We start from the raw sequence: 25,686 nt of genomic DNA on the forward strand, positions 1-25,686 counted from the left end.
GTCAACTAAAGTCAAAGCTAGTCAAGCCTGGTCAAGGTGAATCAAGGTAAAAAATCCCCCGCGACCGTAAACATTAGCCTTTCACTTGTCTTTAATGTCCTATAACTTGGATAGCCGTGGCGACGCCCTTGTCCCGGAGGGACAACATGAGAATAGCTCAACGCTTTAGCGTTGGGTTCCAAATCCGACAACTCCAAAGTCCCGCAGGGACGGCTGAAAACCTACCGCCCAGGATTACCATTTAGCCGCCGGCGCAAGGAGGCTCTCATCAATCCGAAACCGCCTTTTGAGCCTCCTCACGTCGGCTCCTACAATGTGAAAACCGTACACTTCTGCCCTCTTATGTCCACAAATCGCCCTTTCTCATTTCTGAGTTGGCCCGCCCCATGCTCTCCCCCACTGGACACGCGATCGAGAAATGCAAATCAGAACAATGAAGAAAGGGCGTATGAGAAAAAACCTGGGTATCACCGGTGCGTGCGGTTTAATCTTACTCTCAATGGTGCTCGATTGCTTCGCTTGTGGCAACGACTCCGTTTCCATAACCAATTTGCCGCCCATGGCGGGAGCGGGTGTGCAGGTCAACGCCCTCAATCCCGCGGGCTTGATCACCGGCTTGTTCTACTTCCCTGACGGCAGCACCCATGGCTATCTTTATACTGCCGGGGCGGTCGTCGATTTAGGGACCTTTGGCGGCGCGTCAAGCGTCGGCAGCGCCATCAATAGCTCGGGACAGGTCGCCGGCCAGGCTGACCTGACCAACGGCCAAACTCATGCCTTCATTTATTCCGGGGGGGCCCTGACGGACCTCGGCACCCTGGGCGGCTCCTCGAGCGGCTCCTCGGCCATCAACAACGCCGGCCTGGTCGCTGGAAGCTCGTTGACCGCTGGAGATGCCTCAACGATTGGTTTTCTGTATTCCAATGGCGTCATGATCGCTCTAGGCGACCTCGGCGGCGGCTACAGCTCTGCCTTTGCTATTAATAATAGTAACGTCCTGGCGGGAGAATCTTCCCTGGCCAGCGGTGACATTCATGCTGTCTCGTATTCCGGTGGAGCGCCAACCGACCTGGGAACGCTCGGAGGCAATTTTAGCACGGCCGTTACGCTCAATGATGCCGGAACGGTTGTAGGCCAATCCCTGAACGCCAACGGCGAGTACCATGGCTTCGTCTATTCCGGTGGAGCAATGACGGATATCGGCACTCTGGGCGGCTCTTATTCGGTTGCCTTCGCTATCAATCGCGCCGGCCAGGCACTCGGTTTGTCCAGCACAACCGGCGACCAGGAATATCACGGGTTCCTCTACGACGCCGGAACCATGACGGACCTAACGGGCCTGGGCGGGAATTTTACATATCCTAGCGCGCTCAATAATCTTGGGCAGGTCGTCGGCACCTCAGGGACTTCCAATGGAGTTGCACACGCGTTTCTCTGGCAGAGCGGAACGATGACGGACCTCAATAGCCTCGTGGATACCAATTCAGGCTGGGAGCTGGATGGCGCCGTTGCGGTCAATGACGCCGGTCGCATTGTGGGCTACGGCACATTGAACGGTAACTCGGAATGGTTCGTGATGGATGTCACCTCCGGCGGCTCGGCCCCGGTCGCCGTTGCCGGCCCGGACCAAACTGTCGATTGCCAATCGCAGGCCACCTTGGATGGCTCGCAATCGCAAGGCTCGAATCTCTCATTCCAATGGAGCGTTGGTGGCAATGTCCTCGGCACCACAGCCACCCTCTCGGTCTCGCTTCCGATGGGGAACAATTTGGTCACCCTCAAGGTGACCGATTCCTGCGGCGCTTCCGCAGAAACCAATGTAAACGTAATCGTTCAAGATACCGCTCCCCCAATCGGCACCTGCCCCGGACCGATCACCGCTTCCACCGACGCCCATTGCCAGGCCGCTGTTCCCAATGTCGTGGCCCTGGTCGTTGCCACTGATAATTGTACCCCAACCGGCTCTCTGGTCATCACCCAGGACCCCGCCGCCGGCACGCTCGTGGGCTCTGGCCAGTATCCCATCACTGTTACGGTTAAAGATTCCTCCGGCAATGCCTCCACCTGCAGCGTCTTGTTCACAGTCGTCGATACCACACCCCCAGTCATCGTCAGCACTCCCGCCCCCATCACGCTCTCAGCCGACGCCAACTGCCAGGCCGTCGTCCCAAATGTGCTGCCCAATGTCCTCGCTACTGATAATTGCACGCCGGCCAACCAGCTAAAGATCACCCAGAATCCCGCCGCTGGCACCGTTCTCTCGGATGGACAGTACACCATCACCGTCACGGTGACTGACGCCGCAGGCAACAGCACGACCGCCAACGTTCCCCTCACCATCGCGGACACCACCCCCCCGGTCTTTCAATCCTTGAGTGTCAATCCGAGCGTGCTCTCGCCACCCAACCACCAAATCGTGCCCGTAACCGTTTCGGCCGCTGTCTCTGATAATTGCGACGCCACCCCCGTGGCGCAGATCACCTCCATCACCTGCAGTGAGGCCACCGCCCCGGGCGACATTCAGATTACCGGCCCTCTGACCGCCAACCTCGCGGCCAGCAAGGGAGCATCTGGTAATGCGAGAACTTATACGATCAACGTCCAATCGACCGATGCCTCCGGCAACAGTTCAATAAGCTCGGTAATTGTGACTGTCCCCAAGAGCAACAGCAGCACGGGAACTATTGGGGCGAATAAGAAAGTACTTTAAGGCGGGTTGTTCTGCTCCTTCATAGTGAACCGCCTCTGGGGCGTTCCTCCGCTGGAACGCCCCGCTTGTTTTACTGGGCGTCCGTAACATAAAGTATCTACATCTCTAATCTGGGCAACGCTTCTCCCCCTCATCTTCCGACTCGCCGCGCTGTCCCGCCGTCGCAGCGGGAGGGGAGAGGCCCCACCGCGTAGCCCTGCCCGCACCGCGCAGCCCTGCCCCCACCGCGTAGCGGTGCCGTGCCGGTAGCCGTGGGCCTCGGCCCACGGAATCGAGACCATCACGCGCCGCGTCGCGTAGCGACGCTTGCAAGCCGTCATACGTTCAATCCAACAAATACCGTTCGTCGTATGAAATCCCATGACGATTCAACAATTGGCGATATTCCTCCTGGAAGGTTTGCTTTCGGTGATGTTCCCGCTGGTTTTGAATATAGCGCTTGATATGCGGCTCTTGCGACTTGCTCACAGTGAATGCCCCGTAACCATCCTGCCACCCAAACCCGCGGCAGTACGGGATATTCTGCTTTAACCATCGAGAAGAGCCACCTTTGAGCCGTTGGAGCGCCTCACTCAGGGCAATGGTCGGCGGGATTTCGACCAGCATGTGGACATGGTCTTCCACTCCCCCAACGATCAGAGGCTTCAAATCGTTTTCGCGCGCAATTCCTCCCAGATAATCCCAAACGCGCTCTTGCGCATCTTGGCGAATCCAGGTCTCCCGATTCTTAGTGCTGAATACGATGTGGTAATGGAGTGAGGTGAAGGTGTTGGCCATCAGGCTTTAGGTGTTTCTGATTCCCGTTGCGTGGGCAGGCTTATCAAGCGTCGCTACGCGACGCAACCTCGATTTATCGCCTCTTCCGTGGGCCTAGGCCCACGGCTACCGGCACAGCACCGCTACGCGGTGCGCCCGTCGCGTAGCGACGCTTGCAAGCCCCGCCTGGCTCCCCCTTCGTTTCCTTCGTTATCTTTTGTTTAAAACCCTTCTGTAAATCTTCGCTCCCCCCTGGGAACTCCCCCGGGTGATCAACGGGCACTTTCACCGAGCTTACAACGCTGTGCTGCCCCGATTGTAAAGAATTCACGAAATCCTACCCTGATCACTGTGAGCACAACAATCCGATCAGCAATGAAAACGCAACTTTTATCAATTCTCGCAGGCGCCGCCCTGCTGTTTGCGCCCAACAGCCATGCCACAGCCGGCACGGTGGCCAAATCCAAAACCCCGGCCCACAAAAGCACGCCATCCATCCTGGCTAAATCTATCGCCAAACGCTCGCAAGCCGTCTCAGTTCACAAAGCCACCGCGACTCTTCCCTCGGCGCTGTTTAGCCGGGCCATAACCGCCCGCGCTTCGATCACATTAAACGGCGCCTTTGTTGTGGACGCCTACAATTCCGTTCTCGGTCCCTACGACCCGGTCACAAATCGCACCGCAGCCGGAGACGTTGCAACCAGCTCAAGCGGGAAAGGGGCCATCACCGTCAATGCAGCAACTGTCTGCGGAACGGCTGCCACCGCGCCCGGCGGAACCATTGTTATCCACAGCGGCGCGATTGGGGACCTCGCCTGGTGCGCGACCCAAACCGGCATCGAGCCGGGCTGGTCCAATGACAATGTGAATATCACCTGGACCACCAATCTCCCCCCGTCAGGTGTCCCCACCATTCCTGCCACCGTTACTTCGGTTTCGGGGTCCAATATCACCTGGCTGACCGCCGATAGTTCGGTCGCGATTTATAAAGTTTCCAGTTTCACCACAAGGAACAGCGCCGAACCCCTGGTCGTCAATGGCCATTGCACCCTGTATGTGACCGGCGACTTTACCATCGAGGGGAGCGGCTATGTTGAAATTCTGCCCGGCGCGAGTTTGACGTTGTACGTTGGGGGCCGGACAGCCATTTCGGGCAGCGGCGTTGTCAATGACGGTGGCAACCCATCAGATTTCACCTACATTGGACTCGAGAGCAACCAAACAGTCGCTTACAGCGGCCACACCGCTTTTTACGGCACAATTAACGCCCCTCAGGCCGACGTCAAGATGACCGGCTCAGACGGGACCTACGGCGCAATCATTTGCAATACCTACACCGGCTCGGGGGCCGCGAACCTCCACTACGACACCTCGCTGGCGACGCCAGACAACGGCCCTTTTGAAGGGTTGGACATGTTGGTGGACTCCGACGGCGACGGGCTGACCAACCTCGTCGAATATGCGGTCGGCTCCAACCCGTTCAATTCGTCGGACGGCAATGATGGCCTGATCATTTTTATTACCCAGGACGGCGCCAATCATTACCTGGCGATGCAATATAAACGCCGTACCGACGCGGCGGACCTCGCGTTGCAATATCTGCCTGAGGTCTCGGCGGATAAGCTCACCTGGTATTCGGATAATGCCCACGTGCTCGCGCTCAGCGTGACCCCGCTGAACAACAGCTTTGATTGGGTGACCGTGCGGGACACAACGCCCATTACGGCGGCGGCAGCCCGGTTCATCCGGCTCCACGTGCTCCTCGGCCCTATCGAGAGCTTCTCACCGGTCTGGATTGGCAGCGACACCGTGATTCACGCCAACAACCTCACCCTGTTTTCGCAGCGCATGGTGCGTCCTATCTTATCAGCCGGCGTCGTTGCCACCTTGAGCGCCAACAGCCTGACGGTGACCAATTCATTAACCAACAATGAGTTTGGCACAAACGGCCTGCCGGCCTATGTCGAGTTTGATAACGGTGCCATGATCGACATCGCCAATACCTCTGCCAAAACCGTTGCGCTGGCTGGCAATGCCGCCGGATTCTCTTCCGTGGGCAGTCCTTACCGCATTCGCAGTCATTTCACCGTGGCCACCCTCTTTGGGACCAACAACGAGGCCGGCCTGGTGGCTGGACCGAATCCAGCCAAGGCAGACAATATTATGCTCATGATTCCGGAAACCCAAAACACACTGACAATTTTCTGGTATTCAAATCCCTCATTCACGACCTGGCAGGGGTGGGTCCGGGCGGACACCTTCACGCCCGCTGCCGACGAGGTCGTTTATCCCGAGGAAGGTGTTATGGTGGGCCGCATCGCCCCTACCGACGCCAACCTTTATCTTTGCGGCCCGGTTAAGACCGGTGTGGCCCTGGCCCCCATCCTGCCGGGCTACAATCTCCTGGGAACCTTGAAGAGTTTGTCCGGTGTCACCCTCTCCGCCCTCAACCTCTACACAGGCGACCCGGCTACCGGCGTCGCTTCCGGGCTCAATCCCAGCCAAGGTGACAATCTGCTGGTGGTCAACCCGGACGGCTCGGTGACCACTTACTTCTATTATTTCAAAGCCAACCTCTATTCGGGCTGGGTCGATGCCAATGGCTTCACACTGGCCGGCAACACCCTCATCCCACCCGGCAGCGCCTTCTTCCTCAACCGCCAGGCCCCTGGCGCGTTCAACTGGACAATTCCAGCGGAATGAAGTCCCACTGCGGCTTTGCCAGATTCGAAACCGCGCCAGTTGTTGTCCCGGAGGGACACCCGCCAATAGCCCAACGCTTCAGCGTTGGGAACCGGGGCCAGCCATCATCTTAGTCCCGAAGGGACGACTGAACGGCCCCGCGGTTTCACCCGGTCTTTCGACTGATGTTGCGGTGAAGTGCTCTCTCAGCCACTTTGAGGGAATCGTGAGGCAACTCGGTCACAATGAGACCTCAGGCGTTTTGCTCAGGCGGACCGACAGTCGGCCCGTTGCTACTTGAGATGGGCGTCTGTAGCCCTTAAAATGGCCGCCAGGTACAACTCGTGAGCTTGGCAAGGCTGCTTACCTACTACAATCTTTTGCTGGCAACCTTGGTCGTCATTGGACTTGTATCCCTGCCGCCCGGCACCAACGTGCCCGGTTTTGTGTTCCTCGCGTTGTGCGTAGGCATATTTGCGAGCTTTTTTGCGCTTTCAGTGGCGGCCAAAACAAAGCTCCGCGAAGCTCTTTTACGGGCGCTGGTTTGGGCGTTTGTGACTATCATGATTGGGGGATGGAGTGCAATGGCCATCCATGGCATTGGACCGTGCGGGTTTACTCTTTAAGACCCAACTTCAAAACAACGAGGGCGGCTGCTCGACGAGCCGTTTCGCCGATTCCACTTCGTAGGTCGCCCCACGCCTCAAATCTCCAGCCTCCGCCCTCCATGCGCTGCAATTTCGCGAAGTTTTCTTGTGCGTGCGCAACATCCACTTTTCCGCATTCAGCCTTTCCGTTTCTGCTTGCTGCGTTCCCTCTCCGCAATATCACAATCCTTAAACAAAATGGCACCAGAAATTCTACTCCTTAATCCGGCCATGCATACGGCCTGTAACGCCAAACCAGAACCCGCGCCTCTTCGCGACCGGGTTCCCCAACCTAATCCCTATGAACCTGCCATATCTCCCAACCATCAACTCCAGCGAGCAAGCCTTCGCCCTTGCCCGGAAACACCGCGACATCTTCTACCTCGCTGCCTTTAGACTCCAACTCTGGATAGGTGACCTCCTCACCGAGGCCATGAACCAATACACCAGGTATCCAAACCCCGCCGACCGCTCCATGCAAACCGGTCAGGCCTGGCGCGCCTTCCAATCCCTGTTCGACCGTATCCAGGATCAGGACTTTCATGATCTCCTCTATTTCCTCCTCCGCCTCTCCGAGTGCGATAATCCGGTTTCCACCCCACTCCTGGCCGCCTGGGTACCCGTTTACCGCGAACATGAACTTTCCGGGAACTATTTTAGTCGCAGCCCTCTCGATCCCTACGATGAAATCAGTCTGGATCTCCCCCTCATGCGCCGCTCCGTTCAGCGCATGTGCGATTGGCTCGATGCCATTGTTCACGTCGATACCCATATCCTCTGGGTTCTTGAACCCGCTTGCTTTGATCCCGACCCCGAAATACGCCGCCTCGCTACCCTCGCAACTACTCAGCCCTGCGTCGCCCAGTTGGACGACCCCCAACTCGTCGCTCCCTATGTCCACAAGCCAGCGGCAGCTCGGCCCCAGCACCCATCCCCTTCGCCCTCTCCGTCCGCTGCCGTGGCCACTCCTGGCCCTCACCGGCCCTTCGAGCCACTCGATGAGTCCATCATGACCATCTGGCCTCTGGTCAAATTCCATAACTGGTCCTATGCCGACCTTTGGAATGTCCTCGCCCAGTCCGCCGTCCGCTTCAACCTCGCCCCCTGCTCCAACCACCGCGACCTCGCCCGCTACTGCTCCCGCACTCTGGGCCTCCGTAAATCCGGTTGCGGCCAAACCACCCGCGATTCACTTCCCCCAGGCCACCCCATCGCTCACCGCCTCTTGGGCCATTTTACCCGCCGTTCCCGCCGACTGGGCCGCGGACCATGGTCCTGACCCACCGATATGCCGCGCTGTTCATAACGCTAAATAACGGTAAATAACGGCAAATAACGCCTATTTTTTTTAAAACTCACATGAACTCTCAAAATCAAAACCCCACCCCACCCGAACCGCAACTCCAGCCTCCGGCTCACCACCCTGAATTCCCGCAATTCGCCGCTCCACAACCCGCGCCCAACCCGGGTCAGCCCGGTCAAAATACCTCCACTCACGACACTTCCCTCTCCACTTGGCGTCATAACGGCAAAATTGCCCGGCTACCCAAAGCCCTCCGCCATAAAATTAATACCATGATCCAGGACGGCCTCAGCTACCCCCACATCATCGAAAGCCTGGGCGAGGAGGGCGAAGGGCTCAATGTCATGAACCTCTCCCGTTGGAAAGACGGCGGCTACAAGGATTGGGTCCTGGAACAAGCCTGGCTCGACCACACCCGCGCCCGGCAGGAGCCGGCGTCCGCTCTCTCCGCCGATTTCGACGCCACCGAGCTCAACCACGCTGCACTCCAGCTCGGCGCCCTTCACATCTTCGAAGCCCTCCGCGATCTCCACCCCGCTCCCGAAACCAACGGCACTGCACTCTCGCCCGCGGCTGATAAAGCCCAGCAGCCGGACGTCATCTCCGCAATCGAAAATCGAAAATCAAAATTCAAAAATCCCCGAGGTCAGCTCGACCTCAGGCTCGGCGGCGATTCCTTCGCCTTCGTCCGCCTCATCAACGCCCTCGCCCGCGCTAGCCGCGAAACCATGCTCGTCCAAAAATATCGCGATGTCTGCGCCCGCGCTCACGCCGCCATGCAGCCACTCAAAGACCCTAACCGCAAGCTCTCTGAAAAGGAAACCCTCGCCGTTGTCCGCAGGCTGGATGAAATCCTCGGCTTTTGCTCCCCGGAAGACAGAGACGATTCTACTCCCAAACCCAAGGCGCCCCCCAAATGTGGCGACAGCTTCGTCAGCTCTGCCGACGATCCCATCGGTGCCCAACCCAGAGCCCAAGGGGACCTGGTCCCAGTGCGTCACTCCAGCGGGCTTTGAAAAATCGCCGCCCCCTCTCCTCCTTTGGAGGAGAGGGCCGGGGAGAGGAGGCCTTTACCTGCCTGCCCTACAGGTTTCTCTTTCTTTTAAGCCCCTCACCCGCTAATGATTCCTTCCGTATGCGCCGTGCTAATTCCCTTCTCCTGCTCCCTTTCACCCTGTCTTTTGCTGTTCTCCTGTGGACCAGTTGCAGCAAATCCGGGTCAAGCGCCCAGTCCACCCCCGGCGCCGCCAAACCCGCAAAGTCCTCCTACACCATCGGCATGAGCCAATGCAACCTGGGCGAGCCCTGGCGTGTCGAGATGAACGCCCAAATCAAAGCCGCCGCCGATAAACATCCCAACCTCTCGGTTGTCTTCAAAGACGCCGGAAACGATACGCTCGTGCAACGGTCCCATGTCGAGGAATTCGTCAGCATGGGGGTCGATTTAATCATCATCAGCCCCAAAGAAGCCCAGCCCCTGACCGAGCCGGTGGCACGGGCAATGGCAGCGGGCATCCCTGTCATTGTCCTCGATCGCAGCCTTATCGGAACCAACTTTTCCTGCTTCATCGGCGCCGATAACAAAAAAATCGGCCACGCCGCCGGCGAGTGGATTGTCAAAAAGCTCGGCGGCAAAGGCAAGCTGGTCGAACTCAAGGGCCTCATGACCTCCACCCCCGGCCAGGACCGCGACAGCGGCTTTCGCGATGCCATCGCCGGCACTGGTATTGATGTCATCTTCGAGGCCGACATGAAATGGCTCGAACCCGAGGCGCGCCAGGAAATGGAATCGGCCTTGTCGCGTTTCCCCAAAATCGATTGCGTGTATGCTCATAATGACCCCGGGGCGCATGGGGCTTACAGGGCTGCTAAAGCCGCTGGGCGTGAAAAGGAAATGCTTTTCGTCGGCATCGACGCCTTGCCCCAGGAAGGAGTGCAGTATGTGAAGCAGGGCATCCTGGACGCCACATTCCAATATCCGACCGGCGGCGCCGAGGCAATCGAGACCGCTTTGAAAATCCTCGCAGGCCAAACCGTGCCCAAGCATATCACCCTGGGGTCGCGCCTGTTTGATAAAGAAAACATTGCCCAAGGCGGCCAGGAGTTGAAATGAGAACAATTATGAAAACCCCATCGCTGTTTTCCGCAACAATCCTCGGTTGCCTGCTGCTCTGTTCACCCGGTCCCGGGCAAGCCCGCGCAGCCCAACCCGCGCTGACCTATGTCGATCTGGTTGACCATCTCACAGACCTCCAGCGCCTCGCCACTCTCCCGCCCGAGGGGGACCTTTGCAGCCAATGGTCCAGTTACGATCGCAAAAGCCGCTATGATGCTGTCACCGATAAATACGTGAACTGGGACGCCAACGGCGACGGCAACGGATTCATCCGCAAGGAAGACGGCAAATTCGTCCTGGCAGAGATGCAAGGGCCGGGCTGCATCTGGCGGATATGGTCTGCCACACCCGCCCAAGGCCACGTGCGCATTTACCTCGACGGCGCTGCCGAGCCCGCCGTCGATCTGCCTTTCAAAGGCTATTTCGATGGCAACAACGCGCCCTTTACCCGCTCCGCCATCGTCCACACCGTCTCACGCGGCTGGAATAATTACACACCTATCCCATACCAAACCTCGTGCAAAATCGTCGCCGACCCCGGCTGGGGCCAGTATTACCATTTTACCTACGAAACCTTTCCCCCGCACACTCAGGTCCCGACGTTCAAGCGTGATTTGGCGCCCGACGAATCGGCAGCCCTGGACCGGGCAAACGACATCCTGACTCAATGCGGGTCCGCCGCCTCGGCGCCCGCCCCCGGCCAAAAAACTATCGAGAAATCGTTGCGCCTGTCCCCAGGCGGCACCGCCACCCTGGCCCGTCTCAAAGGCCCCGAGGCAATCACCCGCCTCCGCATGAAATTGGATTTGCCCCCAGCCCCTGCAGACCGCGACATCCTCCGCAGCCTCGTCCTGCAAATCCGGTGGGACGGCGAAAAGGAACCGAGCGTCTGGGCGCCCTTGGGCGATTTCTTTGGGACTGCGCCAGGCGCCAACCCGTACCGGTCGCTGCCCCTCGGGTTGACCACCGATGGCTGGTGGTACTGCAACTGGTACATGCCATTCGCCAAAAACGCTGTCATCCAATTGGTCAACGAGGGCGCAAAACCGCAGCGCATCGCTTTTCAACTCCAGCATGCCCCGCTCTCACTCCCCGTCCGCCAACTGGCCCGTTTTCATGCCAAGTGGCACCGCGATGCCTTTCTTCCAACAGAAAAAGAACGGGCCATCGATTGGCCGCTTCTGAAAACCACAGGCCAGGGCCGCTTTGTGGGCGTCATGCTCCACATCTGGAACCCGCGCGGAGGGTGGTGGGGGGAAGGCGATGAGAAGTTTTTTGTCGATGGCGAGAAATTCCCCTCGACCTTCGGCACCGGCTCGGAGGATTACTTCGGCTATGCCTGGAGCAACCCCAGCCCTTTCCAGCACGCTTATCACAATCAAACCCACAACGACGGCAACAGCAAAGGCCACATCTCCGTCAATCGCTGGGAGATACCCGAAAGTGTGCCTTTCCAGAAATCGTTCGAGGGTTGCATCGAGAAATACTACTCCAATCAACGCCCCACGCTCTATGCTACCATGGCTTATTGGTACCTGGCGCCTGGTGGGAGCGACCCCTATCGCCCCGTGCCCCTCAATCAACGCATCGGGTATGACATCCCCATCCAGACCCAGGCCTCCAAAATCCCCGGCGCACTCGAAGGCGAAACCCTCAAGGTCCTGTCCAAAACCGGCGGCGACCCCCAACCTCAGGATATGACTGGCTTTGGCGGCCAATGGAGTAATGACTCTCACCTGTGGTGGATTCACGCAAAACCAGGCGACCACCTCGAATTGGCTTTGCCCGTCAGCAAGCCCGGCAAGTACAACCTCGCCATGCAGTTCACCAAAGCCCCCGACTACGCTGTCGTCCAGCTTTACCTCGACGACCAAAAGCTCGGCGACCCCATCGATCTCTATAACCCAGGCGTTGTCCCAAGCGGAGTGCTCCCAATGGGAACGCGCGAGCTGAGCGCCGGACAGCATCGGCTCAAGGTCGAGATCCTCGGCGCCAATGAAAAAGCCATTAAGAATTTTATGTTCGGCCTTGATTACGTGAAACTTGAGAAGCTTTCAAACCCTTACTGAGGAGTCCCTGGCATGAGCTACATCTTTAATCTGCCGATGCTTCTCCCTCTTCCCTTCCCGTAGGGGAGAGGGTTGGGGAAAGGGGTCCCTCTGTGTGTAGTTTATCCCACGGTTCCCCCAGTAACCCTGAGGCGGCGCACTCCGGGCACCAGCCCGCAATTTTTGGCGAACACTAACCATTCCTTGTCATTGCCGGAACAACACTTGCTTCCCCTACCTAAACAAAGTAGAAAATGACTGTGAATTCTTTGTTCGGGAGCCAAGTGCAAATACCGGAATTTGACGCCAAAGACAGCAGACATTCAGTGGAGTCTGCCACATGCGCTACAACCGTAAGCTGGGGATTCTCCCGCTCCCCTTCCGAAGGGGAGAGGGCCGGGGAGAGGGGTCCGTGTCTGTTTTCCTCATCTTTGCGTTCTTTGCGTTCTTTTGCGGCAAGTTTCCTTTTAGCGGCTGTAGTCGCCGGCTGCGGTCGCAACGACATCCAGGTCTATCGCGTCTCGAAGGACTCGCAGAAGCCCGATGATCAGGCCGCCCAACAGGCCGCCATGCCCGCTGCTTCGCAGGCTGCGCCTCGGTTGCAGTGGAAAACACCCTCCGGCTGGCAGGAAATGCCCCCCGGCGAGATGCGCGTGGCCTCCTTCCGCGTCACGGGCGAAAGCGGCAAACAGGCCGAGGTGAGTGTGATTCCCTTGCCGGGATTCGCCGGGAGCGACGTGGATAATGTCAACCGCTGGCGCGGTCAGGTGGGCCAGCCACCCGTTTCGCAGGAAGAAGTCGCCAAGCTGGCGCAGTCGGTTCAAATCGGCGACCAGACCGGTAAGCTATACGACCAGGCCGGGGACACCCCGGGTTCGGGGGACAAGGCGCGAATTCTCGCCGCGATGCTCCCGCGGGATGGCATCGAGTGGTTTTTCAAAATGATCGGTGACGACAAACTGGTCGAGCAACAAAAGCCGGCCTTTCTCGAGTTTCTTAAATCCGTGGCCTTTCCGGCGGCCACGGCCCAGGAGAGCCTGCCCGCCTCTCATCCGCCTATCGACGCGGGTCTGCTCTCGGGCCAGGCGAGCCCTTCTCCCGATTCAACCCAGGCCAAACCGGCGTGGCAAGTTCCTGCCGGTTGGCACGAGGCGCCGGCCAGCCAGTTCCTCGTGGCGAAGTTTACTATAGCAGGCGACAACAACGCGGCCGCCGCAGTGAACGTAAGCGAATCTGCCGGCGAAGGCGGGGGCCTGTTGCTCAATGTCAACCGATGGCGTGGCCAGCTCGGCCTGGCCCCTCTCGGTGAATCCGAAATCAACCAACTCGCAACTCCCGTTGACACTACCGGCGGCAAAGCCATCTTAATTGATATGACCGGCACCGATGCCAGAACAGGTCAAAAGGCGCGCCTGGTTGCGGCTATCGTTCCGCAAGGCGGTCAGACCTGGTTCTACAAGCTCATGGGCGATGAGCAGCTCGTTCAGCAGCAAAAGGACGCCTTCACCAAGTTGGTCCAAACCGCCAAATACTGATATGGCTGCGCGCGATAGGTCATCCTCGCCTGCGATTGTTGCCTCCTCAACAGGCGCCGTTCCCGCTCGCAACCGAAAGAATGGAGCGCCAAACCGGGTTGCCCGCTCCCAAGCGCTGGCCGTCGATGTGCCCCCACCCAGCAAGGACCACGAATCGACCGGGGCCGCCTGGCTGAAGGTTTTGGACCCATTTTTAAATCCGCTCATCACCTTCTTCACGTCGCTGCGTCTCACGGTGGTCTGCCTGGCCTTGGGCATGATCCTGATTTTCCTGGGCACCATGGCCCAGGACCCGCTGGGCCTGTACCTTGTTCAGGATAGGTTTTTCCGCTCCTTTTTCGTCACGGGCCCCGCCATGGCGGCGGCTATCAAAAAGACCCTCGAAATGGGCCACATCTTTTTGACCCCTTCGACCCCCACCGATATTTATTACGGCTCGCAGTGGCCGGTCTTCCCCGGCGGCTACCTGGTAGGCGGCGTGTTGCTCATTAACTTGGTCGCCTCGCATTTCAAACGCTTCACCCTGCGCCGCGACAAAGCCGGGATTTGGATGGTCCATTTCGGGATCATCCTTCTCTTACTCGGCCAGCTTGGGACCGACATCCTTTCCCGCGAAAGCATGTTGCATCTGCGCGAAGGCCAGGCAAAAAACTATTCTGAATCCACCCGCTTCGTGGAACTGGCCGTCATCGATACTACCGACCCGGACACCGATAAAGTCGTGGCCATCCCGCAACCCCTCCTTGCGAAGAAGAAGACCATCCGCGACCCGGAACTGCCTTTTGTCATTCGCACGCGGGATTTCTTCGCTAATTCAACCATCGAACGCCGCAATCCGGGCGATACAACTCCGCCTCTGGCCACCCAGGGCGTCGCTTCTGAGGTCGTTGTGAAGGAGTTGCCCCACGTAACCGAAATGGACCGCCGCGACGTGCGCAGCGCGGTCGTCGAGGTCCTCACCCCGCAAGGCGCTTCCCTGGGCTCCTGGGTTGTCTCTGAGTTTCTTGAGAACCCGCAAACCTTTACCTATAACAATCGCACCTACGAACTGCTGCTGCGCTTGCAGCGCTTTTACAGGCCCTTCACTCTGAAGTTGTTGAAGTTCCGTCATGATATTTATCCCGGCACCGATATCCCGAAGAATTTCTCCAGCCTGCTCCTGTTGCAACGACCCGATACCGGCGAGAGCCGCGAGGTGCTCATTAAAATGAACAGCCCCCTGCGCTACGACGGCGAGACTTATTACCAGGCCGATTGGGACCACGAGGATAACAAGGGCACCAAACTGCAGGTGGTGCATAACCCGAGCTGGCTCACACCCTATCTGGCTTGCGTCCTGGTCGGGATGGGACTCGTCATTCAGTTTATGACTCACCTGTTGGGCTTCACTTTCAAACGCAAGACTGCGTGAGTTCGATTATGAAATTCCCTTTCAAAATCATTCCCTGGTGCTTCGTCGCGCTCTTTGCCTGTGAGATCGTCGCCGTCGTGCTCCCTAAAAAAGACGGCGAGTTCCATGTCCGCGAGTTTGGCCGGCTGCCTGTCCTGCTCAATGGCCGCGTGCAACCGTTGGATTCCGTGGCGCGCAATTCCCTTCTCCAAATCCGCAGCACGGGTGACGTGCCCCTCGAAGAAGTGCCCTCCTGGAAATTCTGGCATCACCCAAAGAAGCTTAAGGCCTCTGCCTGGCTCCTCGAAGTCATTGCCCGTCCCGAAACCGCCGATACGCGCTCCATCTTCCTCATTCACAACCCCGATTTGCTCGGCGACCTCAAGCTCCAGGACAAAGGCCTCGAAAAATCCGGCCTGCGCTATTACACCTTCAACGATTTAAAACCGCTTCTGAGTGAAATCGAGGACCAAAGCGCTAAAGCCGCCGAGGTCAAAAATGACGAGCAACGGACGCCGTTCCAAAAGCAGGTCCTAAAGCTGGCCAATGCCATCACTCTTTACCAAAGACTCAAGGTCACCATCGAGCCCGAAGGGGTGGACGATTTTTCCAAGGAACTCGCCCAGTTCAGCCAGGACCTTCCACAGGCCCAGGCGGCGGTTCGGGCCAGCGAGACCAACACCAATTTCGATAAAGACATCCTGCTGCGGGTGGCTCAGCCCTTGCAGGATTTCCGCTTGATGGCACGCTTTGGCTACCCGCTCATCGTGCCGCCTCTCCAGCGGACCACCGCCCCCGATAATTGGCAGAATGCCGGCACTGCCCTCTTGGGCTCCGTCACCAATAACGGCGTGCATCCGGCCATGACCTACTACGCGGCCATGGCAACCGCATACGGACAGAATGATGCCCCGGCGTTCAACAGCGCGGTGGACGGTTACAAAGATTGGCTCCAGAAAAAGGGATTTGCGCATGAGCTGACAAAAGGCAGGGCAGAGTTCTATTTTAATGATGTCCAGGCATTCCTTCATGCGATCATTATTTACATCTGCGCCTTCCTCCTGGCTTTGGCCTCCATCCTCTCGATGAGCGTCGCTCCAAATCTATCAGAGTCTTTTCGCCGTTCGGCATTTTACCTGGTTATTCTCGCTGGAATCGTTCACACGTTTGGTTTGGTGTTCCGGATGGTCCTCGAAGGGCGCCCGCCGGTCACCAATCTCTATTCCTCGGCCATTTTCATCGGCTGGGCCACCTTGGTTCTGGGAATCATTATCGAGCGCATCTACAGGGTCGGCATCGGCAGCCTGGTGGCTTCTTTGGCCGGGTTCGTTACTTTGTTAATCGCCCAGAACCTCGCCCTTGGGGGGGATACGATGGAGATGCTCCGGGCTGTGCTCGATACCAATTTCTGGCTGGCAACGCATGTGGTCGTCATCACCCTGGGCTATGCCTCCACTTTCTTCGCTGGTTTGCTGGCAGTCCTCTATATTTTGCTCGGCGTATTTACCCCCGCCTTGCGCAATAAAATCGCGCCCAAAAACTCCGGGGCTTTAGCGGTTGCGCAGAATCGACCCGGCAACGCCCGGGCTGCCGCATCAGCAGGCGCAGTCGCCCTTTCAGCGGCCAAACGGCCCAAGGAGATGGAACTAGGCAAGGCCCTCAGTAAAATGGTCTATGGCGTTGTCTGCTTCGCCACGCTTTTTAGCTTTGTGGGCACGGTCCTGGGCGGCATCTGGGCCGACCAATCCTGGGGCCGGTTCTGGGGCTGGGACCCGAAAGAAAACGGAGCGCTTCTCATTGTCCTCTGGAACGCCATCATCCTCCATGCACGCTGGGGCGGCCTCGTGCGCGACCGCGGCATTATGAACCTGGCCATTTTTGGCAACATCGTCACGAGCTTCTCCTGGTTTGGCGTCAATATGCTCGGCGTGGGGCTGCACTCGTATGGATTTATGGACGCCGCCTTCAAATGGCTGATGATTTTCATGGGCACCCAATTGGCCCTCATCGCCCTCGGCTCTTTACCGCTTCACCTCTGGCGCAGCTTTCGCTCCAAACCCACCCCCACTCCAACCATCGGCTCCCGCGCCCCTCAAGCAGCGTAACATTTAGCAACAGCCAGGTTCCAGGCAATGCCCTGGTTCCTGATGGGTCCCTAACATGAACTACATCCTTAATTAGCTGATGCGTTCCCTCCCTCTCCCCTTCCGAAGGGGAGAGGGCACGGGGAGAGGGGCCCCTCACTTAGTCTGTGCCACGGCTCCATGTATATGAGTTTCGAAAATGACTGCGCCGAGGCTTCACCGAGTCTCCCATGAGTTGCCTTCCAATTGCCGGCAGGGAACTGCGGGTCGCGGCGCGCAAGCGCAGCACCTTCTGGCTGCGTGTTATGGCAGCCGTGACGGGCTTGGTCATCAGTGGCGGCTGTCTTATCCTGGGCAACGTGGCGCGTGCCGGCACTGCTCAAATGGGCCGCATCCTATTCGCAATTCTCAGTTGGCTTGGCTTGTTTGCCGGGCTCTCAGCGGGCCTCTTTCTCACCTCCGATGCCCTCAGTGAGGAAAAGCGCGACGGAACACTGGGATTGTTGTTTCTAACGGACCTGCGTGGTTATGATGTGGCGGCCGGCAAGTTGATGGCGACCTCTTTGCGGGCATTCTATGCCCTTTTGGCCGTGCTGCCGATTCTCGCCCTGACGTTGCTCATGGGTGGAATTACGGGCGCTCAGTATTGGAAAAGTTCACTGGCCCTGGTTAATGCCCTGTTCATCTCGCTCGCTGCAGGAATGCTCATCTCGGCCCTCAGCCGGGATTCGCAGAAAGCCATGGCAGCCACCTTGTTGGTGCTGCTGGTGCTCTCGATTGCAGGCCCGATGGCGGACGGAATTGCCGCCGGGGTCCGAAAGCAGACGTTTGCGCCGCTCTGGAGCCTGTCCAGCCCGTGCTATCTTTTGCAGATTGCGGGCGCCTGGGGACGCTCGGCTTATTGGGACACGCTGCTCATCAGCCAGCTTCTGGCCTGGGGCATGTTTGCCGCAACTTGCATTGTGGTCCCATACACCTGGCAGGAGCGAAAGCGGGCCGGTGCGGGCATTGCCGGCGGATTGGCTTACGCCTGGAAGTACGGGGGCAGAAAACGCCGCGAGAAACGCTCCCGGACTATAATGGAATCTGATCCGATGGCCTGGCTCGCTGGCCGGGAACGCTGGCAATCGCTCGGTTTATGGGGCATCGCGCTGTTGGTTGTCGGCAGTCTTGCTTTCATCCTTTTCAAGCATCCGAAGATGGAATCCTGGATTCTATGGAACTATACAGGCGGGTTCTTCACGCTGCTGCTGTATCTATGCGCGGCCTCGCTGGCCTGCCGCTTCCTGGTGGAAGCGCGGCGAAGCGGGTTGCTCGAGTTACTGCTGGTCTCGCCTCTCGACGAACGACAGATCGTGCGTGGACAATGGCGCGCGCTGCTTCGGATGTTTGGTTTGCCCGTCCTGCTCCTGGTTGGAGTGTATGTAACCGGCGCCACGTTGGCCCAGCTTTCCATGCTGCGGCTCACCACCCAAGCCGGCTCCGCCATAAGCACTGCGACAACGAACCAAGCCCGCGTGTCCACGAACCAGACCGGCAGGGTTACCACGACGTTTACCTTTAGTGTTGGGGCGCCAACCAACGCCATTTCGTCAACTTTTCCTCGAATGAAAACGGGTGCGCAGAAAATAGCCCTCGTGGTGGCCCCCGCAGCAGCCGCGCTGCGGACCGCAGCCAATGTGTGGGCGCTGGTCTGGTGCGGCTTGTGGATGGGCCTGACTTCAAAGAGCGCCAATCTGGCCACATTAAAAACGATACTTTTTGTTCAGGTCATCCCGTGGTTTATCATCGCCTTTGCGACTTCGATGTTAATCGGGATTCTGTTGACCTCCTTATTCAGGGGATTCTCCGGTCCGCCAGGCTGGTGGTTTGCCTGGTGGCCCCTCATTAGCGCGGTCGCAGGCACTGTCTTGGCCACAGCCAAAGATGTGGGCTTCGTCTTATGGTCCCGAAAAAGGCTCCATACTTCGTTTCGCGAACAAGCCTCCAGAAACCCAGGCCAAGCCCCGCCGGTTTTGATGCCTGCTTGTTCGTCGGATTAATTCCATCGCGGCCGATTTGTGCGCGCCATTTCACAGGGAAGCAAAAGCACTGGAAAGCGAGTTGTTGATGATGCACAAAATGACCGTCCGGAGAGAAGAGAATCTCGAACGCGTGGCCGCGCGTTGGGGATATATGGTGGGGCTTTGCGACCAAGCCCTTTCCCGGCTGGAAACATTAGCCGAAGAACACCCCGCCTGCGGGGCAGTGATTTATTACGACCGCGTATTTCAGCTCAAGGGCAAATGCCAGAGACTTCAAGAGATGCACACAAAGCGTTATCCATCGGTTTAATTCCCTCTTGTCTGCATACCCTGGTAAAACCCCGCTCCCGGCTGTCACCAGAACTGGTGACTGGCGGGAAACGGAGAGGTGGCTAAAGTAGGGGTGTGTTGACGGTGGTCCTTGGCGGGGCTGCTGAAAAGAATTTAAGTTCTCTTTGTAGAGTGTGTCGGAAAGGCCGGAGCTAACCCTCCGGCCTTTCTGTTTGCGCTGGGGTTCAAGGGGTGGCGAAATCCAGTCGTAAAATGCTGGCAGGCTCCGGCACTCGTGCATCCGCGTCCAAAGCGGGCGTCGCGCTCGCTTGCCACCGCACTCCAAATCCCGCGACCGGCTCAAGAAATTTCTTCGTGCGATCCTGTCGCGGGCGCTTTATAACCTCGCCGTGTTCGAGCCTGAACCGCTGCAGCAGGTCCAGCGTACGTGGGCGCGCGTGGGCCGCCGCACGCTTTCTTATTTTGCCGGTTGCGATTATTTCAGGCTGGCAAGCCATCCCAGGATAGCCGCCGCCTTGCTGACCGGCCTCAAGAGGTACGGGTTAAACGTTGCCGCGTCGCGCCTGACCACAGGCAACCATCGGCTCTACGGGCAGCTCGAAAACCGGCTAGCTCAATTCTTTCATGTCGAAACCGCCCTGCTGGCATCAAGCGGTTACCTGACGAATCTGGTGGTGGCGCAGGCCCTGGCGCGCCATTTTTCCCACGCCCTCATTGATCGCGCGGCGCACCCTTCCCTTCAGGACGCTGCCCGGTCTCTGGATTGTCCCGTGGTCCAGTTCCAGCATCGGGACCCGGCTGACTTGGCGGCTTGCCTCCGCCGCTGCGGGCCGCAGTCCAGGGTGATCGTGCTGACCGACGGGATGTTTGCGCGAGACGGCTCGGTGGCGCCCTTGCGGCAGTATTTGGAAGGTCTCCCGCAGGACGCAACCGTGCTGCTGGACGATGCGCACGGGGCCGGAGTTTTAGGCGCGTGTGGAAGGGGCACACCGGAACATGAGGGCGCGCGGGATAAACGGATTATTCAAACCATCACCTTGAGCAAGGCTTTTGGGGTTTACGGCGGTGCAATCCTGGGAACATCAAAGCTGCGTCGGCAATGCGTGACTGGGAGCCATCTGTTTGCCGGGAGCACGCCCCTGCCGTTGCCGTTGGTTTATGCGGCCCTCGAGGCGGTCCGCATCCTGGGCAGCGACAAGCGGATTAGGCATCGGCTTAAAGAAAACGCTTCTTATGTGAGAGGGGCATTGCGCGCCGCGGGGCTCGATGTGCCGGAAACCCCAGGACCCATTTTCGCCCTGTATCCACGAACCGCTAAGGCAGTGGCAAAATTGAAGCAGGAGCTTTTAGCGCAGGGAATTTTCCCGCCGTTCATTCGCTATCCAGGAGGTCCGGCCAGTGGTTATTTCCGGTTCGTAATTTCGAGTGAACACAGCAAGGAGCAGCTTGACCGGCTGATTAAGGCTTTGACAATGTAGGGAAACCTAAATCTTCGCCTTGATGGAAAACCAGGCCAATTTGTTCGGCGCCGCCATGGCGGCCATTGTACCAGAGGAGCCATTTTTGGCCGTCAAAGATGGCGTACGGCTTGTAGCAAGCATCGGCGTCCCATTGGCCGGGTCCGGGGCGAATGATGGGATTGGCCGGATGTCGTTGCCAATGGGTGATGCCATCTTTGGAACGAGCCAGGCCGATTTGGGCGTGGTCCACATCACGAAACCCGATGTAGAACATCAAGAACCAGCCGCCCTCCTTCACGACTTGAACGGCGGTTACTTTGTGTTGCTCCCAGGGGTAAAGCGGGTCGGGGGTGAAGATGGGATGATCGCCAAGCCTGCTCCAAGTTAAGCCATCGGTGCTGGTGGCGTAACCGATCGCGTCGGGCTCATATTGATCGCCCGCTGAATACCACATCCGGTATTTGCTAATCTGGGCATCCCAAAGGACATCCGGGCACATGACGGCGACTTTCTCCCACGGCTGCTGCGGTGAAAGGACCGGCTTTGGGCTGGTGCGCCGCCAAGTAATCCCATCAGGGCTGGTAGCATAGCCGATGGCCGAGTGGCCCCTGGCCTGGCCGGTGTACCATAGATGGTAGCCGTCCGCCCGTTTGAGGACCACGGGCCGATTAATGTCGTCCTCCCAGCCGGTTTGCTCATTTGGGCTGAGCACAATTTGAGGAGGCTGGCTCCAGTGAATGCCGTCCGGGCTTTCCACAAGCGCGATGCTGTGCTTTGGGCGCCATGAAAACCACATGCGGTATCCGGCGCCATCTTTGAGAACGGCGATATCGAAACAGGTCCCATTTGTCCCGCCCAGGACCGGATTGGCTTGGTACTTCAGCCAGCCCGCTGCGGTGTCGATGGTGGGTGTGGCAATTGATTCAGCTTGCAAGGCCGCCGCCCAGACGTATGGCGCGAAAAATACGAGCAAAGAAGGAACAACCCTGTAAATCCGAAAACGGATGCGGCTGGGCGAGGGCATCAGCGTGAATCTAAACACACCAGGCTGATTACCGAGTTGCGGGCCACAAGACAAGGCCGGAAAATCCTTGCCCCATCGAAGATTCTGTCATGCACCACGGCTGTCAGGGCCAATGATAAGGTCAGTTCCAAACCTTTGTAGGAGACGACGTAAGGAGTTTCTGATCGAGATTGTCGGCTGACCGCCTTTCGTTCACTCGGAAGTTGCTGATCAGAGACTCCTTACGTCGTCTCCTACGCTCAGGAATGGCGGCTCGTTGCTTCGACTCTGTCATTAGCCCCGCCTGGTTGTCGCCGCCCAATTCTAATCCACTTGCCGGTGGGCTTGGGGTAGGCTAATTTCCGCCAATATGGAAGCCAACGCGCCACCACCGGCCGGTCCGCCCCCGCCACCCATTGCGCCCCCGCCAGTCGTGTTTCCGCCCGCCACGCAACCGCCCCGACGCGGGCGCGGCTGGATGATTACCGCTTTGGTCCTGCTGGTGCTGCTCGTGTCGAGCGTTTTATTCAACGTCGTGAGTTTTGCCAGCAACCTGCTGGGAGGCAAATCCGCCCGTTACGGCGCCCGCACTGCCGGGCCACGCCTGGACGAGGTTGTGATGGAAGACAACGATGCCTTGAACAAAATAGCGGTTATCCATGTCGAGGGCATCATTACCGGCCAGGTCATCGATCAGGGCGGCCATAGCATGGTCGAGCTGATTCGTGCCCAGTTAAAGAACGCCCAAGAGGATGACCAGGTAAAAGCAGTCATTCTGAAGGTCGATTCGCCCGGAGGCGAGGTGCTCGCCTCGGATGAGATTTACCGGGCCATCTCGGAATTTGAGTCCAAACCTTCACACAAACCGGTGGTGGCCTCGATGGGCAGCCTGGCGGCGTCTGGCGGCTATTATGTATCGGCCCCGTGCCGTTGGATTGTGGCAAATGACATGACGATTACCGGAAGCATTGGAGTCATCATGAGTTCATGGAATTACCGGGGACTGATGGATAAAATCGGGCTCCTGCCCCAAACCTATAAAAGCGGCAAATACAAGGATATGCTCAGCGGCTCGCGCGAGCCGGACTCCGTCACTCCCGAGGAAAAGGCAATGCTTCAGGGCTTGATCGACGAGACGTTTGGCAAATTCAAGAGCGTGGTGCAGGAAGGCAGGGATGCGGCTTACGAAAAAAACAAAGATGCAAATGATAAAGGACGCCCCTTAAGCGATCATTGGCAGGATTACGCCGATGGGCGCGTGCTCTCCGGCACAGAGGCCTTTAAGCTTGGGTTTGTGGATGAATTGGGCGGTTTTAAGGATGCCGTAGCCCGGGCCAAAAAGCTCGCCGGCATTGGGAATGCGAACCTAATCGAGTACCAGCAACGCTACGATATTTCGGACCTGTTCCGGCTGTTCGGCAAGAGCGAAGCGCGGGTAATCAAAGTCGATGTCGGCCTGGATACGCCCAAGTTGCAGGCCGGGCAGATGTATTTCCTCTCACCGACATTCGTTCATTGATCGGTGGAGGGAGGCATTGGGAGCGTTTTTGCGCGCTCTCATTTACAAAAACCCTTAAGGGATGAGGGGATGAGGTCTTGGTGTTGCAATACAACCGGACTCGGTGTACACAGATGAGGCAGGAGCAGAATCCGATCACGCGTACTTTAGATATGTAATAATAAGTAGGAAATTGTTGTCATGTCTCCCCGAGCCTCGAATCCCAAAGCCTCTGGCCATGGAATCGCAAAAGCCCCCACGGGAGTAACCGGCCTTGACGAAATCACCGGCGGCGGATTGCCCAAAGGCCGGCCAACCCTGGTATGCGGCGGCGCCGGTTGCGGCAAAACCCTCCTGGCAATAGAGTTTCTTGTGCGCGGCGCCACGCGATTCCATGAGCCCGGGGTTTTTGTTGCCTTTGAAGAGACTGAGGAAGAATTGACGAAGAATGTGGCGTCTCTGGGATTCGATTTGGCGGGCCTGGTTCGGCAGAGAAAAATCGCCCTGGACCACGTGTACATCGAACGCAGCGAGATTGAAGAGACGGGGCAATTCGATCTCGAGGGTTTGTTCGTTCGCCTTGGGCATGCCATCGCTTCGATTGGGGCCAAGCGCGTGGTGCTCGATACCATCGAGGCGCTCTTTGCCAGTCTGCCCAACGAAGCTATCTTGAGGGCGGAACTGCGGCGACTCTTCCGCTGGTTGAAGGAAAAAGGGGTGACGGCCATGATCACGGGAGAACGCGGAGAGGGAACACTCACCCGTTATGGGTTGGAAGAATACGTGGCCGACTGTGTCATCGTCCTTGACCACCGTATCGCCGATCAAATTTCAACCCGCCGGTTGCGGATCATAAAGTACCGAGGTTCTTTCCACGGGACAAACGAGTATCCATTCCTGATTGAGGCCAATGGCATTTCTGTCCTGCCGATCACTTCCATTGGCCTGGAGCACCCGGCGCCTACCGAGCGAGTTGCCACCGGGGTGGCGGACCTGGATGCAATGCTCGGGGCCAAAGGTTACTTCCGCGGGAGTAACGTGCTGGTTTCCGGCGCGGCGGGGACCGGCAAATCGAGCCTGGCGGCGGCATTCGTGGAGGCGGCCTGCAAGCGGGGAGAACGCGCTGTTTATTTCGCGTTTGAAGAATCGCCTGAACAAATCCTGCGCAACATGCGGTCAATTGGCATCCATCTCGCCCCGTGGGTCAGTCGTGGGCTGCTCCGGTTCCACGCCGTGCGTCCGAGCCTCTACGGCTTAGAAATGCATCTCCTCTCGATGCACCAGGTTATCGCCGAGACCAAGCCAAACGTAGTAGTCCTCGACCCCATATCCAACCTCATTTCCATAGGGGAACGGCCAGATGTGCGCTCAATGTTGACTCGGCTGATTGATTTCCTCAAAACCGAGCGGATTACAAGCCTCTTCACAAGCCTCACCGAAAGCGATGCGCCTGGTACTTCCCAAGCGGCGGTTTCTTCACTAATGGATACCTGGGTGTTGGTCGGCAATGTCGAACAGAACGGCGAGAGGCGCCGCGCCCTCTACCTGTTGAAATCGCGCGGCATGGCCCATTCCAACCGGGTCCGTGAATTCTGTTTGTCGAGCAAAGGGATGAAACTAACAGATAGCCGCTCTGATGAAGGCTCTGTCATGGCAACGGAGGCGCAGGAGCCGCCAGAAGCCGCCGCCGCCGGGAACGCCGCGGCTGACAACGGGCAGCGGGGCGGGACAAGGAATCGCGCGGTCAAAAGAGCAAGACCTCAATGAAAACCAAAAGCAAGCGCCAATCACCTGGAAAAACCAAGCCCAATGGCAAATTCTGGGACTTGCGGCTATATGTTGCGGGCCAGACCCCCAAATCGATCACAGCCTTTTCAAATCTCAAGAAGCTGTGCGAGGAACATCTGTCGGGCAAATACCGCATCGAGATCGTTGATTTAATTCAAGACCCAACCCTCGCGCGCGGCGACCAGATTCTGGCCCTCCCCACGCTGGTGCGCAAACTCCCGCAACCGGTCCGAAAGATCATCGGGGATTTGTCCAACACGGAGCGCGTGCTGGTCGGCTTGGACCTGAGACCAGGATGAGCGTGATGTGAACCAACTCGCAGAACGGCCGCGGCGGGCCGGAATCCGGTAT

At 58.2% G+C, this 25,686-nt stretch carries 18 protein-coding genes; 16 read left to right on the forward strand and 2 right to left on the reverse strand.

All coding sequences use genetic code 11. The annotated features are described in order from the left end of the window. Positions 1 to 448 precede the first annotated feature (448 nt). Positions 449 to 2,710, forward strand: a complete 2,262-nt coding sequence (locus tag VG146_07075; protein ID HEV2392110.1) for a hypothetical protein — start codon at positions 449 to 451, stop codon at positions 2,708 to 2,710. Between the two features lie 324 nt (positions 2,711 to 3,034). Here the strand turns inward: VG146_07075 and tnpA are convergent, their stop codons facing one another. Next, positions 3,035 to 3,487 carry an IS200/IS605 family transposase gene (gene tnpA, locus VG146_07080; GenBank protein HEV2392111.1) on the reverse strand — a complete coding sequence of 151 codons (453 nt, stop codon included), beginning with the start codon at positions 3,485 to 3,487 and terminating at the stop codon, positions 3,035 to 3,037. Between the two features lie 354 nt (positions 3,488 to 3,841). Between tnpA and VG146_07085 the strand changes: the two genes are divergently transcribed. From VG146_07085 to VG146_07140, 12 genes are all read left to right on the forward strand, one after another. Next, positions 3,842 to 6,169, forward strand: a complete 2,328-nt coding sequence (locus tag VG146_07085) for a hypothetical protein (GenBank protein ID HEV2392112.1) — start codon at positions 3,842 to 3,844, stop codon at positions 6,167 to 6,169. A gap of 329 nt (positions 6,170 to 6,498) precedes the next feature. After that, entirely contained in the window at positions 6,499 to 6,774 is a 276-nt protein-coding gene (locus VG146_07090) for a hypothetical protein (GenBank protein HEV2392113.1), read from the forward strand. A gap of 322 nt (positions 6,775 to 7,096) precedes the next feature. Next, positions 7,097 to 8,074 (forward strand): hypothetical protein, encoded by a 978-nt coding sequence (locus VG146_07095; GenBank protein HEV2392114.1) that lies wholly within the window; start codon positions 7,097 to 7,099, stop codon positions 8,072 to 8,074. An 80-nt stretch (positions 8,075 to 8,154) separates the two neighbouring features. Then, positions 8,155 to 9,114, forward strand: coding sequence for a hypothetical protein (locus VG146_07100; GenBank protein HEV2392115.1), 960 nt, complete (start codon positions 8,155 to 8,157; stop codon positions 9,112 to 9,114). A gap of 119 nt (positions 9,115 to 9,233) precedes the next feature. After that, positions 9,234 to 10,211 (forward strand): substrate-binding domain-containing protein, encoded by a 978-nt coding sequence (locus VG146_07105; protein HEV2392116.1) that lies wholly within the window; start codon positions 9,234 to 9,236, stop codon positions 10,209 to 10,211. 8 nt (positions 10,212 to 10,219) lie between these two features. Beyond that, positions 10,220 to 12,283 carry a DUF2961 domain-containing protein gene (locus tag VG146_07110; GenBank protein ID HEV2392117.1) on the forward strand — a complete coding sequence of 688 codons (2,064 nt, stop codon included), beginning with the start codon at positions 10,220 to 10,222 and terminating at the stop codon, positions 12,281 to 12,283. A gap of 410 nt (positions 12,284 to 12,693) precedes the next feature. Next, complete coding sequence (locus VG146_07115; GenBank protein HEV2392118.1) at positions 12,694 to 13,797, forward strand: hypothetical protein; 1,104 nt, start codon at positions 12,694 to 12,696, stop codon at positions 13,795 to 13,797. A gap of 1 nt (position 13,798) precedes the next feature. Then, positions 13,799 to 15,208 carry a cytochrome c biogenesis protein ResB gene (locus VG146_07120; protein HEV2392119.1) on the forward strand — a complete coding sequence of 470 codons (1,410 nt, stop codon included), beginning with the start codon at positions 13,799 to 13,801 and terminating at the stop codon, positions 15,206 to 15,208. 8 nt (positions 15,209 to 15,216) lie between these two features. Continuing rightward, positions 15,217 to 17,292 carry a cytochrome c biogenesis protein CcsA gene (gene ccsA / locus VG146_07125; GenBank protein HEV2392120.1) on the forward strand — a complete coding sequence of 692 codons (2,076 nt, stop codon included), beginning with the start codon at positions 15,217 to 15,219 and terminating at the stop codon, positions 17,290 to 17,292. Between the two features lie 209 nt (positions 17,293 to 17,501). Beyond that, complete coding sequence (locus tag VG146_07130; protein ID HEV2392121.1) at positions 17,502 to 19,313, forward strand: hypothetical protein; 1,812 nt, start codon at positions 17,502 to 17,504, stop codon at positions 19,311 to 19,313. Between the two features lie 67 nt (positions 19,314 to 19,380). Then, positions 19,381 to 19,605, forward strand: coding sequence for a hypothetical protein (locus tag VG146_07135; protein HEV2392122.1), 225 nt, complete (start codon positions 19,381 to 19,383; stop codon positions 19,603 to 19,605). 289 nt (positions 19,606 to 19,894) lie between these two features. After that, complete coding sequence (locus VG146_07140; protein ID HEV2392123.1) at positions 19,895 to 21,064, forward strand: pyridoxal phosphate-dependent aminotransferase family protein; 1,170 nt, start codon at positions 19,895 to 19,897, stop codon at positions 21,062 to 21,064. On the opposite strand, the gene VG146_07145 is transcribed toward VG146_07140, so the two are convergent. Continuing rightward, positions 21,045 to 22,070, reverse strand: a complete 1,026-nt coding sequence (locus tag VG146_07145; GenBank protein HEV2392124.1) for a hypothetical protein — start codon at positions 22,068 to 22,070, stop codon at positions 21,045 to 21,047. The two genes, VG146_07140 and VG146_07145, sit on opposite strands and share 20 nt — an antisense overlap. Positions 22,071 to 22,419: 349 nt before the next feature. On the opposite strand from VG146_07145, the gene sppA reads away from it, so the two are divergent. From sppA to VG146_07160, 3 genes are all read left to right on the forward strand, one after another. Then, complete coding sequence (gene sppA, locus VG146_07150) at positions 22,420 to 23,568, forward strand: signal peptide peptidase SppA (GenBank protein HEV2392125.1); 1,149 nt, start codon at positions 22,420 to 22,422, stop codon at positions 23,566 to 23,568. A 180-nt stretch (positions 23,569 to 23,748) separates the two neighbouring features. Next, on the forward strand, positions 23,749 to 25,314 hold the full coding sequence (gene kaiC / locus VG146_07155) for a circadian clock protein KaiC (protein ID HEV2392126.1): 1,566 nt from the start codon (positions 23,749 to 23,751) through the stop codon (positions 25,312 to 25,314). Beyond that, complete coding sequence (locus tag VG146_07160) at positions 25,311 to 25,634, forward strand: circadian clock KaiB family protein (protein HEV2392127.1); 324 nt, start codon at positions 25,311 to 25,313, stop codon at positions 25,632 to 25,634. The genes kaiC and VG146_07160 overlap by 4 nt, the downstream gene beginning before the upstream one ends. Positions 25,635 to 25,686 lie beyond the last annotated feature (52 nt).

The sequence above is a fragment of the Verrucomicrobiia bacterium genome (assembly GCA_035946615.1).
Taxonomy (GTDB): domain Bacteria; phylum Verrucomicrobiota; class Verrucomicrobiia; order Limisphaerales; family UBA8199; genus DASYZB01.